The organism is Pelotomaculum sp. PtaB.Bin117 (assembly GCF_002067195.1).
GTDB lineage: Bacteria > Bacillota > Desulfotomaculia > Desulfotomaculales > Pelotomaculaceae > Pelotomaculum_D > Pelotomaculum_D terephthalicicum.
Genome location: NZ_MVQM01000093.1, coordinates 1 through 13,436 on the forward strand (window position 1 = coordinate 1; position 13,436 = coordinate 13,436).

The following is a 13,436-nucleotide window of genomic DNA, read 5'->3' on the forward strand; positions in this document are numbered from 1 at the left end:
TGTTTAAAAAATAGTTGATGAAATAAAACTTTTGGCGTCCTGAGCAATTGATTTGGACCAAATCTGGATAATCTTTCAGCGGCCTCCAGATCAGACAACCCTTTCTTGGGGTCAGTTTTAAAATGTGCCAAGATCTCTTTCTCGGTCAAGGCATACCATTGGCCGGGCAATACAATCACCCCTTGTCCTTTTTCCTGATTATTCCTAAACATATTCATATCACTTGAAATAAATACCATTATCACACAGCACCAAACAGTTGCAAAACTAATTATTTCTCAATGCACGGCTTTTGTTATAAAATAAAAAACAGACGTTAATCAGCGACAAATTGTTTTGGGAGGGGGAGCTAGGATGCCTTTTGACGGCCTTGTGCTGGCGGCGGTAACAAAAGAACTTGAGGAAAAGCTGGTGGGCGGGCGAGTTGAGAGAATATACCAGCCAAGTAAAGACGAGATCATCCTATTAATGCACCGGCAAGGATTCCGGGGCCGTTTAATTCTATCGGCAAACGCCCAAAACGCGCGTGTCCACCTAACTACTTCAGCCAGGGAAAACCCCGCCAGCCCGCCTCTCTTCTGCATGGTTTTGCGTAAATATCTGGAGGGCGGCCGCGTCATTGGCATTGAGCAGCCAGAACTGGAACGGGTTTTTTTAATGAGAATTGAGTCTAGAGACGAGCTGGGCAACCCTTCACCCAAGCACCTGATCTGTGAAACCATGGGCAAGCACAGCAATATCATCCTGCTTGATCCATTAAATAATTCTATAGTTGACGGTATAAAACGTTATTCACATGCTGTCAGCAGGTACAGAGAAGTTTTACCGGGACGTGAGTACCTGTTTCCGCCGCGTCAAAAAAAATTGAACCCTTATCAGGTTGACGAGGAGCAGTTCCGCCTTGCCTGCCTCAAATTGCCGCTGGAAACCACCCTTCCGGCGCTTCTGCAAAAATGCCTGGGGGGTATGAGCACCGTCACTTGCCGGGAAATTGTTTTTCGCGCCAATCTATCGCCGGACACTATCCTGGACCAGTGTGGCGATTATGAGTTCAGTTCACTGTGGAGAGCATTCCGCGAATTTATCGTGCCGGCCGGCAAGGGTTGTTTTGAGCCATGTCTAACAAGCAGTACGAAAGGAAGATTCGTGGATTTTGCCGCGATTGATTTGGCGCATACCGGGTTAATGAGAAAAAAAGGGGAAATGAACTTCCTGTTAGACCTTTTCTTTTCTGAATATGAAAAAGGGGAAAGAATTCAAAAAGAAAAAAAGATCATCCTAAGCTTGCTTAATAAAGAAATTAACAAGTTGGGGAAAAAGTTGGCGTTGCACACGAAAGGACTGGATGAAACCGCTGAGGCCGGTAAGCTGAAGCTGTACGGAGAATTGCTCACCGCGAATATTTACCGGTTGGAAAAGGGGATCCGGGAGGTGTCTTTAGAAAACTATCACGAAAACGGACCAGAGGTTGTTACCATACCTATTGATCCGCACCGTTCTCCGGCTGAGAATGCTCAGCTTTATTTCAAAAAATACTTGAAGTCCAAAAATACGCGTCTGGCGCTCATGTCACAGATTACCCGGACCCGCGAGTTACTGGAATATGTGGAAGGAGTCAAAACAGCCGTGGAGCAAACCGGCGCAATAGCCGATTTAGAAGAAATAAAACAGGAACTCATCGAACAGGGTTTTATCAAACAGCCGCTTACTTCAAGCGTCAGGAAAAAGAAGATGGAAAAACACAAACCGGTATTTTTATCTTTTCTTTCTTCAGAGGGTTTTCAGTTATTTGCAGGAAAAAACAACAGACAAAATGACTTTTTGACCTTGAAATTTGCGCGGGAGAATGACCTGTGGCTGCACACGAAAGACATTCCGGGCGCCCATGTGATTATCCGGACAGAGGGCAAGGAAGTACCCCAAACAACGTTGATGGAAGCGGCAAGTTTAGCGGCATTTTTTAGCAAAGCGCGGGAATCGGGTAATGTTCCTGTCGACTATACCAGAATAAAATATGTCAGTAAACCTAAAAACGCGCGGCCGGGAATGGTTGTTTATGAGCGACAAAAAACGATAATGGGCGCACCTGACGGGGAGTTGGTTGAGAGGCTCATTATCGTTAATAATAAGGAAGATTGATTAAGTTACTGATCAAATATTTCTGCTCCCCGGCTTTACCGCCGCGCCCCCTTTTTTGCATAACGGACATTCCTCCGGCGCATAGGATAATACCTCGGTTACCAGGAGCGCTTCAGTTTTTACGCCCAGGTCCAACGTTCCGTTGCTCCGGTCCACCAGCACTCCGGCGCCGGCGACCTCACCGCCCAGCTCCCGGACAACTTCGATTACTTCACGCACAGACCCGCCGGTGGTAATTACATCTTCCACAACCAGTACTTTTTCACCGGGTTTAATAGAAAAACCTCTCCTTAATTTCATGACGCCGTTTTCCCGTTCGGCGAACATACTGCGGACTCCAAGTGCCCGTGCCACTTCGTAGGACACAATGATCCCGCCCATGGCCGGACCAACGACCGCCGCAATCTTCTCGCCGGCAAACCGCCCGGCCAATTCCCGGCAAAGATATTCAGTATAACCGGGATGCTGCAAAACCATGGCGCATTGAAAGTACCTGTCGCTGTGACGACCCGAAGTCAGCAGGAAGTGGCCGTTGAGCATAGCTCCGGTTTCAAGAAATATTGACTGAACTTCATTCATTGTAAGCATCAATACACCTCTTTCTTAGGTATTCAGGAGTCGGAATTCAGAATATCTCGCGATAATAAATCATTTTCCTCATTCTTACTCCTATCTCCTAATTTCTATTTTCTATCTTTTGGCTTCTATCTTCTAACTTCTGATTTCTTCTATCTCTTTCAGAATAGCCCTGGCCGCCTGCGCCGGATCGGGAGACGCGGTAACCGGCCTTCCCACCACCAGGTAAGTGGCGCCCTGCCGCACAGCTTCACCGGGAGTCATGATCCTTTTCTGGTCGTTTGCCATTACTCCCGCCGGCCGCACGCCGGGAGTAATAATAACAAAATCATTTCCGCACGCTTTCCTGATCGCCGTAATTTCATGAGGCGAAGCGACCACACCGTCCAGTCCGGCTTCATTAGCCATCTTCGCCCATAAAACGACTCGCTCTTGAATAGAACCGGGAACCCCCATCTCATTGTTGAACACTTGCTGGTCGATGCTTGTAAGAACAGTAACCGCGACCACCAAGGGGCGATTTATCCCGATCTTGACGGCTTCATCCCGCGCAGCTTTGACGGCTTCCCTCATCATCGCCATCCCCCCGGCTGCGTGCACATTGAGGATCGAGACCCCGTGCCTGGTGAGTACCCGGGCGGCTCCTGCCACGGTGTTCGGTATATCGTGCAGCTTTAGGTCAATAAAAACCGGAAAGTTTTTTTCTTTGAGAATGCGAATTGCTTCCGGACCTTCACAATTGTAAAGCTGCATGCCCACCTTAAAAGCACCGACATAAGGGCCTAACTTATTCGCCAAAATAGATGCTTCCTTAATTGTATCAACATCTAGAGCAATAATCAGTGGATTTTTAATTAATGACACTGTTTTACCTCCAAAATTAATACGGACGTTCTCATTGTATCAAATAATACTTTTTATGGTTTGTCAAACATAATATGGCTAAGTTGTTATTTACATCTTACATATTTGTTAATTTTATGTTATAATATTTTTTACTAATAGTAAGGATTACATTTCCTGACTGAATGGCATTATATCACAAATAATATAACGCCGTAAGGGGGTTTATCCATGGAATCTGCTACTGGTCAAAACAATAGCGAGAAAAACAACTTGGGTAAAGTATGGGTAAAAGAAGGGAAAATATTCGTAAAGAACCCTGGTGAAAACGGAAAATTACCTACGCTCACTCCATGTAACGGCATAGAACTTTTGATTAACGGAACAAAAATTGAAGAAAAAACTACCGTTAGTGAAAAAGATATCATCGAATTAAAAACTGAAACAAGAGAAGAAGAAAAGGGAATGTATCAGTTAAAGATTTCCTCCAGCGGTTTGGAGGCCGTGCTTGAAATGAAGACAAGTATTATTAACCGTCAATATGTGCAGGATAACGAACCTGTAAACGACTTAATGTTGAGACTATCCAGCGAGAGTGAAGAAGTTTGTCCTTTCACCCTGGCTGATATAATGCAGGAGATTTCGAAAAAAAATATTAATTACGGGGTAAAGCACAATGTTGTCCACGACTTACTGGCAAAACCGGAAAGCGGAACGTATGTCATAGCCGAAGGCGATCCTCCAGGAACTACAGTAGATGAAAAAGTTGAACTAACTTTTCAGAAAAAATCAGACGGTGAAAAAGCTGATCAAAAGATTGATGATAGTAAAGTAAATTTTCGCGATATGGTTGAAATACTTTCAGTTGATCCGGGCACGCTGCTGGCGGTTAAACATCCGGGAGTCCAGGGAACCATAGGAAAAAAGGTCACAGGCGACATCATCGCCCCGGCCAAACCCCAGGTTTGGGAATTCTCCGCCGGCAAAGGAGCGGAAGTCACTTCCGACGGCAGCAAGGTAACAGCTAAGATTAGCGGTAGTCCTGTGGTAAAGAGACTTGGCAACAAATATATAATTGATGTTAACCCTGTGCTGCAAAAAAGAGGTGATGTTGATATCTCATCCGGCAATATCCGTTTCAAAGGCGACATAGTAATACAAGGCACTGTCCGTGAGGGCATGTCCGTGCAGGCATCGGGCAAAGTCGACATTCACGGTATGGTTTACGAGGCTAACATCAGCGCCCTGGATGGAATTAGTGTAAAACAAAATCTTACCGGCAGCAACCTGGTAGCCGGGGGAAATAACACATTTTACCATAATTTTTTTAAAATACTTAACCCTATTCATTCCGACTTGACTGAAATTTGCAAACTGCTTCCCGGACTTGCCCAGCACCCGCAGTTGAAGGGTGTTAAAACCGGCCAGTTAGTCCAGGTTTTAATTGACAAGAAATACTCCCGTGTTCCCAACCTAATTAACGAGTTGTTCAAATTTACCGGTGACAACTCATTAGGTCTGCCTCAAGAAATAACAGAACTAATGGTGGATATCGGCAGGTATCTCAGGGGTTTAAATTTATTGAAAATTGAGTCGCCTGATTGTTTGCAAAGCATCCTCCAAAAAATGGACGCGGCGCATGAGGTCATAAATAGTATGGCTCAGAAAAAAGCCGGTGTCTCTTTCGCGTATGCCGTAAACAGTAAAATCGAGGCTTCCGGGGATGTAAAAGTAAGTGGCCGCGGTTGCATTAATACCTCTATTCGCGCCGGCGGTAATGTAAACGTTGTCGGCGTGTTCCGCGGCGGTGAAATAACAGCCGGGGGCGACGTTATTATCAACGAAGCAGGCTCCGAGTTGGGCGCTAAAACGCTGATCAGGACGGATGAAAAAAGAAAAGTCTACATTAATAAAGCCAATGAAGGTGTACGCATTCAAATTGGCGATCGCCAAATCAGCTTCCCCTCGATGCAGAGCAATATCAAAGCAGAGTTAAATAAAGACGGCGCGATGTCCGTTTCAAAAAATAAGCGCATTGCCAAATAGAAATAGAATTATCTATTGACATGCTGCTTAATTTTTTATAAGCTTAGTAAGGATAAACACCTTGAAATCGGTCCCGTGAGACCGGTAAGGATTCATAGAAATGGTTAAATGAGGCCAACTATGCCTGCTTACCGGTTGTGAGCAGGTTTTTTACTGCAGTTTACCGCCCGGCAAGTTGATTGTGCCGGCATGTGTTAGAGTTCATTATAAAACACCGGAGGTTTGGCATGATCAAAGAGAAAGCGCAGATCCTGGACAAAGAAGGGATCCGCCGCTCTTTAACCCGCATCGCCCATGAAATAATTGAGCGCAACAAGGGTATAGATAACCTGGTTTTGATTGGTATCCGCCGCAGGGGGGCTCCTTTGGCAGAGCGTCTCGCCGAAAGGATCAAGGAGATCGAAGGGTGTACGACACCGGTTGGCATTCTGGATATCACTCTTTACCGCGATGACCTGACTACTCTAGCCCATCAACCTCTGGTCAGATCAACGGAAATCCCCTTCCCTGTTTCCGGTAAAAAAGTGATCCTGGTGGATGACGTCATCTTTACAGGCCGCACCATAAGAGCCGCCCTTGACGCGGTGATGGATCTGGGACGACCTAAAGTAATTCAACTAGCTGTTCTTGTTGACAGAGGCCACCGCGAATTGCCTATCAGATCCGACTATATCGGTAAAAATGTACCAACTTCCAGCAAAGAATCAGTATTAGTACGTTTAACCGAGATAGACGGTGAGGACAAAGTGGTAATATTCGAGCCTCCTGGCTAAATTAAAAATCAGGTCGTCAATCTGACGACTATCCGGCTCCATCCTAATAAAGTACGGTCCTGTGAGGCCGGAAAGGGAACAGGTTCCGGAAAGCTTCCCTTTTTAAGGCCCCAACCCGGTAATAAACCAGACAGGGGTCTTTATTTTTGAGCTTAGGAGGTAAGACAAAAAAATGGGACTCAGTGGCAAAGATTTACTTGGCCTGCAGTTTGTTCCGGTTGAGGAAATAAAATTAATTCTGAATACTGCCGTGCCGATGAAAGAGATAATCAAAAGACAAATTAAAAAAGTGCCTACCCTGCGTGGCCGTTCCGTAGTTACTGTTTTCTACGAGGCCAGCACTCGCACCAGGGTCTCCTTTGAACTGGCGGCCAAGTACTTGAGTGCGGACACCGTTAATATTGCCGCAGGCACCAGCAGTGTCAGCAAGGGAGAAGGGCTAAAAGACACCGCCCGTACCATCGCCGCCATGGGTGCGGATGTGGTGGTGCTCCGACATCCGATGGCCGGCGCGGCTGATATGCTTGCCCGGACAATTGGCGCCCCGGTGATTAATGCCGGAGACGGTGCCCATGAACACCCCTCCCAGGCTCTGCTGGATCTGTTCACGGTGCGAGAGAAAAAGGGCCGTTTGGAAGGGCTGAAAGTAGCAATCATCGGTGATATATTGCATAGCCGGGTAGCCCGCTCCGATATCTGGGGTTTCACCAAAATGGGAGCCGAGGTAAGATTGTCGGGGCCGGCTACACTGCTCCCACAGGAAACAGAAAGAATGGGTGCGATAACTTGCGCCAGTATTGAGGAAGCTCTGACCGGCGCTGATGTAATCAATATTCTTCGGATTCAAAAGGAAAGGCAGCAACAGGGATTATTCCCCGGGCTGCGCGAATACAGCCAGCTTTTTGGGATAAATAAAGAGCGTCTCAAACTAGCCGCGCCGGACGCGCTGGTGATGCACCCAGGTCCGATGAACCGCGGCGTGGAAATTGCCCCGGAGGTGGCGGACGGAGTTCAGTCCGTTATTAATGAACAAGTAACTAACGGGGTGGCGGTGCGCATGGCCTTGCTTTACCTACTGACGGGAGGTGGTAACCAGCATGAAATTACTCATTAAAGGCGGAACGGTAATCGACCCTGCCGCAGGAAAAGTTGTCGAAAAGGACATTTTGCTCGCTGACGGCAAGATCGCTGAAACAGGAACCGATTTGAGCGCCGGCGGCGTTGAAGTGCTGGATGCGGGCGGCAAGCTGGTGGCGCCGGGTTTGATTGACATGCATGTGCACTTGCGCGAGCCTGGATTTGAAGCCAAAGAAACCATTTTCAGCGGCACCCGCGCCGCAGCCCGCGGAGGCTTTACCACTGTGGCCTGCATGCCCAATACCAATCCGGTGGCCGATAACGCCGCGATCATTGCATATATAAAAGATAGAGCACGTGCCAAGGGAGCTGTAAATGCTTTTCCTATAGGCGCTATTACCAGAGAAAGCAAAGGCGAGGAACTGGCTGAAATGGGTGATATGAAGGAAGCCGGCGCGGTAGCGTTCTCCGATGACGGGATGCCCGTGATGAACGCCGGATTGCTGCGCAGGGCCATGCAGTATGCCCGGATGCTGGGTCTGACAATAATTTCCCATTGTGAAGACAAAAATCTCTCCGCCGGCGGGGCGATGCATGAGGGATATATGTCCACCGTACTTGGCTTAAAAGGCATCACGTCTTCCGCGGAAGACGTGATGGTGGCCAGGGACATTCTGCTGGCTGAAGAAACCGGTTGCCGCCTGCACATCGCTCACGTCAGCACTGCCGGGTCCGTCCGGCTGATCCGCGCGGCCAAAGCCAGAGGCGTCAAAGTTACCGCCGAGGTCACGCCTCACCACTTCAGCCTGACCGCCGAGGCAGTGGCCGGTTACGATACATCCACTAAAGTTAACCCGCCGTTGCGCACTGCCGCCGATGTGGCCGCGGTAAAGGAAGGGCTGGCCGACGGGACTATCGACGTTATTGCCACCGACCATGCTCCACACACTGTCGAGGAGAAAGATGTTGAATATGAACTCGCTCCCTTTGGTCTGGTGGGTCTGGAAACAGCGGTAGGCTTGGTTTGGACCGAACTTGTCGCTACCGGCGCGCTAACGCCTTTACAGGCAATAACTAAGCTGACCATAAACCCGGCCTCAATACTAGGACTCTCCAAAGGCACATTAATGACCTGCGCCGACGCCGACATTACCATTATTGACCCGGAGATTTCCTGGACAGTAGAACCGGCGCAGTTTGCCGGCAAAGGCCGGAACACCCCTTTCACCGGTCGCCTTTTAAAGGGCCTGCCCTATGCAACGATAGTGAGCGGCCGGATAGTAATGCGTGATGGAATCATTAAATAACCATAATTAAAAAGTTAAATAATCTTTCTTTTAAATATATGCCCCAAATATTGCGGAGGTGTTATTATGCAAGCAGTACTGGCCCTGGAAGACGGCACCGTTTTTACCGGCGAGGCTTTTGGCGCGACAGGTGAAAGATGGGGAGAAGTAGTTTTCAATACCGGGATGACCGGCTACCAGGAGGTGCTCACCGACCCTTCCTATTGCGGCCAAATCGTTGTGATGACCTACCCCTTAATCGGCAACTACGGCATCATGAAAGAGGACTTTGAGTCAAAAAAGTCATACGTCCGCGGCTTTGTCGTGCGGGAGGAGTGCGAGCGGCCCAGCAATTGGAGACTTTCCGAAATTATTGACAGTTTTTTAAAAAAAGAAAATGTGATTGGCATAGCTGGTATTGATACCCGGGCTCTAACCAGACGTCTCCGCAGTTTTGGCACCATGCGCGGCATCATCAGCACCGGCGTTGCCGATGTGCAGTCACTTGTGGAGCAGGCGCGCATCTGTCCTCATCTCACCGGCCAGGATCTGGTCCCAACTGTGGCCACCACGGAAATTTATACCCTGCGGGGTGACGGCCACCGCGTTGTCTTGATGGATTTCGGCGCGAAGCTGAATATTATTCGCTGTCTTCAGGAGCGCAATTGCGAAGTGGCAGTTGTGCCCCCAAATACAACAGCCGCCGACATTCTGGCCTTGCACCCGGCCGGGGTGATGCTCTCCAACGGTCCCGGCGACCCTACCGACGTGCCTTACGCGATTGAAACGGTACGCGAATTAATCGGCAAACTTCCCGTTTTTGGCATTTGTCTCGGCCACCAGATTCTGGGCCTTGCTTTGGGTGCCAAGACCTATAAAATGAAGTTCGGCCACCGGGGAGCCAATCACCCGGTGAAGGATCTGGAAACCGGACGGGTTTACATTTCCTCGCATAATCATGGATTCTCAGTTGATGAGGAATCAATGAAAGGGCTGGACATTGTCGTCTCCCACCGCAACCTGAACGACGGCACGGTGGAAGGTCTGAAGCACAAATATCTGCCGGTTTTTTCCGTGCAATACCACCCCGAAGCCTCACCCGGACCAAGGGACTCGGAATATATCTTCGAACAATTCCTGGCTATGATGGATAAGGGGGCGAGGTAACATGCCGCTTAAAAAAGGCATCAACAAAGTAATGGTTATCGGCTCCGGTCCCATTATTATCGGTCAGGCTGCCGAGTTTGACTACGCCGGCACCCAGGCCTGCCGTTCCTTGCGGGATGAAGGAGTGGAAGTGGTTCTGGTCAACTCCAACCCGGCCACGATCATGACAGACGCCAACATGGCTGACCGGGTTTATATCGAGCCCTTGACGCCTGAATTTGTGGCCAGAGTGATCCGGCAGGAGAAACCGGACGGCCTGCTTCCCACCCTGGGCGGGCAGGTAGGCTTGAACATGGCCTTGCAACTCGCGGAAAACGGTGTTCTGGCCAAAGAAGGAGTGCAGCTTCTGGGCACCTCTCTGGAAGCAATCAAGCGCGCCGAAGACCGGGAATTATTTAAGGAAATGATGCAGACAATCGGGGAACCTATTCCCGAAAGCATAATTGTATCAACGCTGGAAGAAGCTGAGAACTTCGCCCGCGAAATCGGGCTGCCTTTAATCGTGCGCCCGGCCTATACTCTCGGCGGCACCGGCGGCGGTATCGCATACACTATGGATGAGCTGCGCAACATCACCACCAGAGGTTTAAAATACAGCATCATTGACCAGGTGCTGATTGAGCGTTGCGTGGTAGGCTGGAAGGAATTGGAGTACGAGGTGATGCGGGACAGCGCCAATAACTGCATCACCATCTGCAACATGGAAAACATAGATCCGATGGGTATCCATACCGGAGACAGCATTGTGGTGGCACCCTCCCAAACCCTGAGTGACAAAGAATACCAGCTGTTAAGAACGGCATCGCTGAAGATTATCCGCGCTCTGGGTATTGAAGGCGGCTGCAATGTGCAATTTGCCCTGGACCCCGCCAGTTTTCAATATTACGTAATCGAGGTCAACCCCAGGGTTTCCCGTTCTTCAGCCCTGGCTTCCAAGGCTACCGGCTACCCGATTGCCAAAGTAGCGGCTAAAATTGCCCTGGGCTTGACCCTGGACGAGATTAAAAACGCAGTTACCGGTAAGACCTATGCTTGTTTTGAACCGGCATTGGACTATGTGGTTATCAAATACCCCCGCTGGCCGTTTGACAAGTTTGCCCTGGCCGACCGGGAATTGGGCACTCAGATGAAGGCCACCGGAGAGGTGATGGCGATCAACCGTACTTTTGAAGGCGCGCTTTTAAAGGCCGTCCGCTCTTTGGAAATCGGGCTGGATTATTTGAAACTGCCTGGAGCGGAATTATTAAGTTCCGAGGAGCTTGAAGCCAAACTGGCCTGCGCGGAAGATGAACGTCTTTTCCTTGTCGCCGAAGCTTTACGCCGGGGCTTGACCATTGAACGGGTTCATGAAATTACCAAGATAGACCGCTTTTTTCTTGATAAAATCCAGGGTATCCTGCAGCTTGAAAATGATATTTGCCGCACATCTGCAGACGGCATATCCCCTGCCCTGCTGGAACAAGCCAAGAAATTTGGCTTTTCCGACGCCCACTTGGCCAAGCTGACCGGACTGGATCAATGTGAAATAAGAGCCAGACGCAAAGAAAACGGGATTTTGCCCACTTTTAAAATGGTGGATACCTGCGCCGCCGAATTTGAAGCTGAAACGCCCTATTATTATTCTTCATACGATCAAGAAGATGAATCCCAGGCCACATCCCGGCGCAAGGTTATGGTGCTGGGCTCCGGCCCGATCCGGATCGGACAGGGTATCGAGTTTGACTACTGCTCGGTGCACTCTGTCTGGGCGCTGCGGGAAGAAGGATTTGAAGCGATTATTGTCAATAATAACCCCGAAACAGTGAGTACTGATTTCGACACCGCCGACAGGCTCTACTTTGAGCCTTTGGTCACGGAGAATATTTTAAACATCTTGGACCGGGAAAAACCTGAGGGAGTGATTGTGCAGTTCGGCGGACAAACAGCCATAAACCTGGCCAAACCTCTTGAAAACGCCGGAATCAAGATACTGGGAACTACTGTGGAAGATATTGACCGGGCCGAAGACCGCGAACGGTTCGACAGCCTGCTGATTGAGTTGGGTATACCCAAACCGCCCGGCCGCACTGCTTTTTCGGTGGATGAAGCAGTCATAATCGCTTCCGAGATCGGGTTCCCGGTGCTGGTGCGACCCTCTTATGTCCTGGGCGGCCGGGCCATGGAGATTGTTTACAACAATGACGAGCTGTTGAATTACATGGCCACAGCGGTCAAGATTACACCCGAGCACCCGGTGCTGGTGGATAAGTACCTCTTTGGCAAGGAACTGGAGGTTGATGCCATTTCCGACGGAGTGGATATTCTGATTCCGGGCATCATGGAGCATATTGAGCGGGCGGGTGTTCATTCCGGCGACAGCACCGCGGTCTATCCGCCACAGACACTGAGTCCAAAGATAAAAGAACAAGTTGTTGATTATACCATCAGACTGGCCCGGGCTTTAAACGTTAAAGGTCTGATAAATGTTCAGTACGTGCTGCATGATAACGGAATTTATGTGCTTGAGGTCAATCCCCGGTCCAGCCGTACTGTGCCATATCTGAGCAAAATTACCGGTATTCCGATGGTAAACCTGGCCACAAAAATTATTATGGGCGGTACTTTAAAGGGAATGGGCTACCACAGCGGGCTCTATCCTGAAAGTAATGTTATCGGGGTGAAAGCTCCAGTTTTCTCCTTTGCCAAGCTGCTCCAGGTGGATATTTCCCTGGGTCCGGAAATGAAGTCTACCGGAGAGGTCATGGGCGTCGACCATGACTTTAAGGTAGCTCTGTTCAAAGCAATGGTCGCGGCCGGGAGCATGTTTCCGAAAAAAGGAACTGTTCTGGTCACCATTGCCGACCGGGATAAAGAAGAAGCCCTGCCGATCATCCAGAGCCTGGTAAACTTGGGCTACCGTATCCTGGGCACTTCCGGAACCGCGGCGCTGCTCAGGGAGGCCGGCCTGCCGGTGGAACAAGTGAAGAAGGTTCATGAGGGTTCCCCGCATATTGTTGACTTGATCCGGGCAAATAAAATCAACCTGGTGATCAACACCTTAACCAAAGGTAAAGCGCCCGAGCGGGACGGCTTCCAAATCCGCCGGGCGGCAGTTGAATACGGTGTTCCCTGCCTGACATCGCTGGATACCACCCGGGCAGTCCTTGATGTGCTAGCGGGAGAAAAGGAAAAAGAACATAACAGACTGGTACCGCTGCAGGAATACATGCAGTAAGAGCGGCTAATGGTTAATAGTTGGTGGTTGTTAGTTAAAATAATCGATTGTGTGAGATACAAAACTTGATTATGGATGTTTATTCCATAATATGTGGTGTGGAGGGAAAAAATTGTCGCCGGTTGCCGACGCGAAAGTTATAAAGCAAAATATGATAGCGCCAGGTCATTTCAGATTATACCTGTTTGCGCCGGAAATTGCTGAAGCGGCGAGACCGGGGCAATTCGTGCACGTACGCTGCGGGCATACTTTAGACCCGCTGTTGCGCAGACCGGTCAGCATCCACGCCGTGGATCGGGAAAAGGGCGAGGTTAT

The 13,436-nt window shown here is 49.4% G+C and carries 10 protein-coding genes and 1 pseudogene; 8 read left to right on the forward strand and 3 right to left on the reverse strand.

What is annotated here, in order from left to right:
- On the reverse strand, positions 1 to 239 hold a 239-nt coding region (locus tag A4E54_RS06205), incomplete at its 3' end, for a cation-transporting P-type ATPase (RefSeq protein ID WP_286725074.1).
- A 115-nt stretch (positions 240 to 354) separates the two neighbouring features.
- Between A4E54_RS06205 and A4E54_RS06210 the strand changes: the two genes are divergently transcribed.
- Entirely contained in the window at positions 355 to 2,139 is a 1,785-nt protein-coding gene (locus A4E54_RS06210) for an Rqc2 family fibronectin-binding protein (protein ID WP_240082846.1), read from the forward strand.
- Positions 2,140 to 2,151: 12 nt separating this feature from the next.
- On the opposite strand, the gene pyrE is transcribed toward A4E54_RS06210, so the two are convergent.
- The gene (gene pyrE, locus A4E54_RS06215) at positions 2,152 to 2,727 is read right to left on the reverse strand and encodes an orotate phosphoribosyltransferase (RefSeq protein WP_240082845.1); all 576 of its coding nucleotides are present in this window, start codon (positions 2,725 to 2,727) and stop codon (positions 2,152 to 2,154) included.
- 123 nt (positions 2,728 to 2,850) lie between these two features.
- Positions 2,851 to 3,579 (reverse strand): orotidine-5'-phosphate decarboxylase, encoded by a 729-nt coding sequence (gene pyrF, locus A4E54_RS06220; RefSeq protein WP_240082844.1) that lies wholly within the window; start codon positions 3,577 to 3,579, stop codon positions 2,851 to 2,853.
- A 210-nt stretch (positions 3,580 to 3,789) separates the two neighbouring features.
- Between pyrF and A4E54_RS06225 the strand changes: the two genes are divergently transcribed.
- The 7 genes and pseudogenes from A4E54_RS06225 to A4E54_RS06255 all read left to right on the forward strand — a co-directional run.
- Entirely contained in the window at positions 3,790 to 5,604 is a 1,815-nt protein-coding gene (locus A4E54_RS06225) for a flagellar assembly protein A (protein ID WP_286725078.1), read from the forward strand.
- A gap of 227 nt (positions 5,605 to 5,831) precedes the next feature.
- A complete protein-coding gene (gene pyrR / locus A4E54_RS06230; protein ID WP_248285885.1) occupies positions 5,832 to 6,377 on the forward strand; it encodes a bifunctional pyr operon transcriptional regulator/uracil phosphoribosyltransferase PyrR in 546 nt (181 codons plus the stop codon).
- A 172-nt stretch (positions 6,378 to 6,549) separates the two neighbouring features.
- Entirely contained in the window at positions 6,550 to 7,491 is a 942-nt protein-coding gene (locus A4E54_RS06235) for an aspartate carbamoyltransferase catalytic subunit (protein ID WP_240082842.1), read from the forward strand.
- Positions 7,475 to 8,761 carry a dihydroorotase gene (locus A4E54_RS06240; protein WP_240082841.1) on the forward strand — a complete coding sequence of 429 codons (1,287 nt, stop codon included), beginning with the start codon at positions 7,475 to 7,477 and terminating at the stop codon, positions 8,759 to 8,761. Before A4E54_RS06235 ends, A4E54_RS06240 begins: the two co-directional genes overlap by 17 nt.
- A 66-nt stretch (positions 8,762 to 8,827) precedes the next feature.
- The gene (carA, locus tag A4E54_RS06245; protein ID WP_240082840.1) at positions 8,828 to 9,907 is read left to right on the forward strand and encodes a glutamine-hydrolyzing carbamoyl-phosphate synthase small subunit; all 1,080 of its coding nucleotides are present in this window, start codon (positions 8,828 to 8,830) and stop codon (positions 9,905 to 9,907) included.
- A 1-nt stretch (position 9,908) separates the two neighbouring features.
- Complete coding sequence (carB, locus tag A4E54_RS06250) at positions 9,909 to 13,121, forward strand: carbamoyl-phosphate synthase large subunit (protein WP_286725083.1); 3,213 nt, start codon at positions 9,909 to 9,911, stop codon at positions 13,119 to 13,121.
- Between the two features lie 112 nt (positions 13,122 to 13,233).
- Positions 13,234 to 13,436: pseudogene (locus A4E54_RS06255) on the forward strand (dihydroorotate dehydrogenase electron transfer subunit); the annotation flags it as partial.

Bases quoted from the DNA above. Each gene is read 5' to 3' on its own strand.
- A4E54_RS06225 (WP_286725078.1), top strand. From the start codon at position 3,790: ATGGAATCTGCTACTGGTCAAAACAATAGCGAGAAAAACAACTTGGGT.
- A4E54_RS06240 (WP_240082841.1), top strand. From the start codon at position 7,475: ATGAAATTACTCATTAAAGGCGGAACGGTAATCGACCCTGCCGCAGGA.
- A4E54_RS06235 (WP_240082842.1), top strand. From the start codon at position 6,550: ATGGGACTCAGTGGCAAAGATTTACTTGGCCTGCAGTTTGTTCCGGTT.
- carB (WP_286725083.1), top strand. From the start codon at position 9,909: ATGCCGCTTAAAAAAGGCATCAACAAAGTAATGGTTATCGGCTCCGGT.
- A4E54_RS06210 (WP_240082846.1), top strand. From the start codon at position 355: ATGCCTTTTGACGGCCTTGTGCTGGCGGCGGTAACAAAAGAACTTGAG.
- carA (WP_240082840.1), top strand. From the start codon at position 8,828: ATGCAAGCAGTACTGGCCCTGGAAGACGGCACCGTTTTTACCGGCGAG.
- pyrR (WP_248285885.1), top strand. From the start codon at position 5,832: ATGATCAAAGAGAAAGCGCAGATCCTGGACAAAGAAGGGATCCGCCGC.
- pyrE (WP_240082845.1), bottom strand. From the start codon at position 2,727: ATGCTTACAATGAATGAAGTTCAGTCAATATTTCTTGAAACCGGAGCT.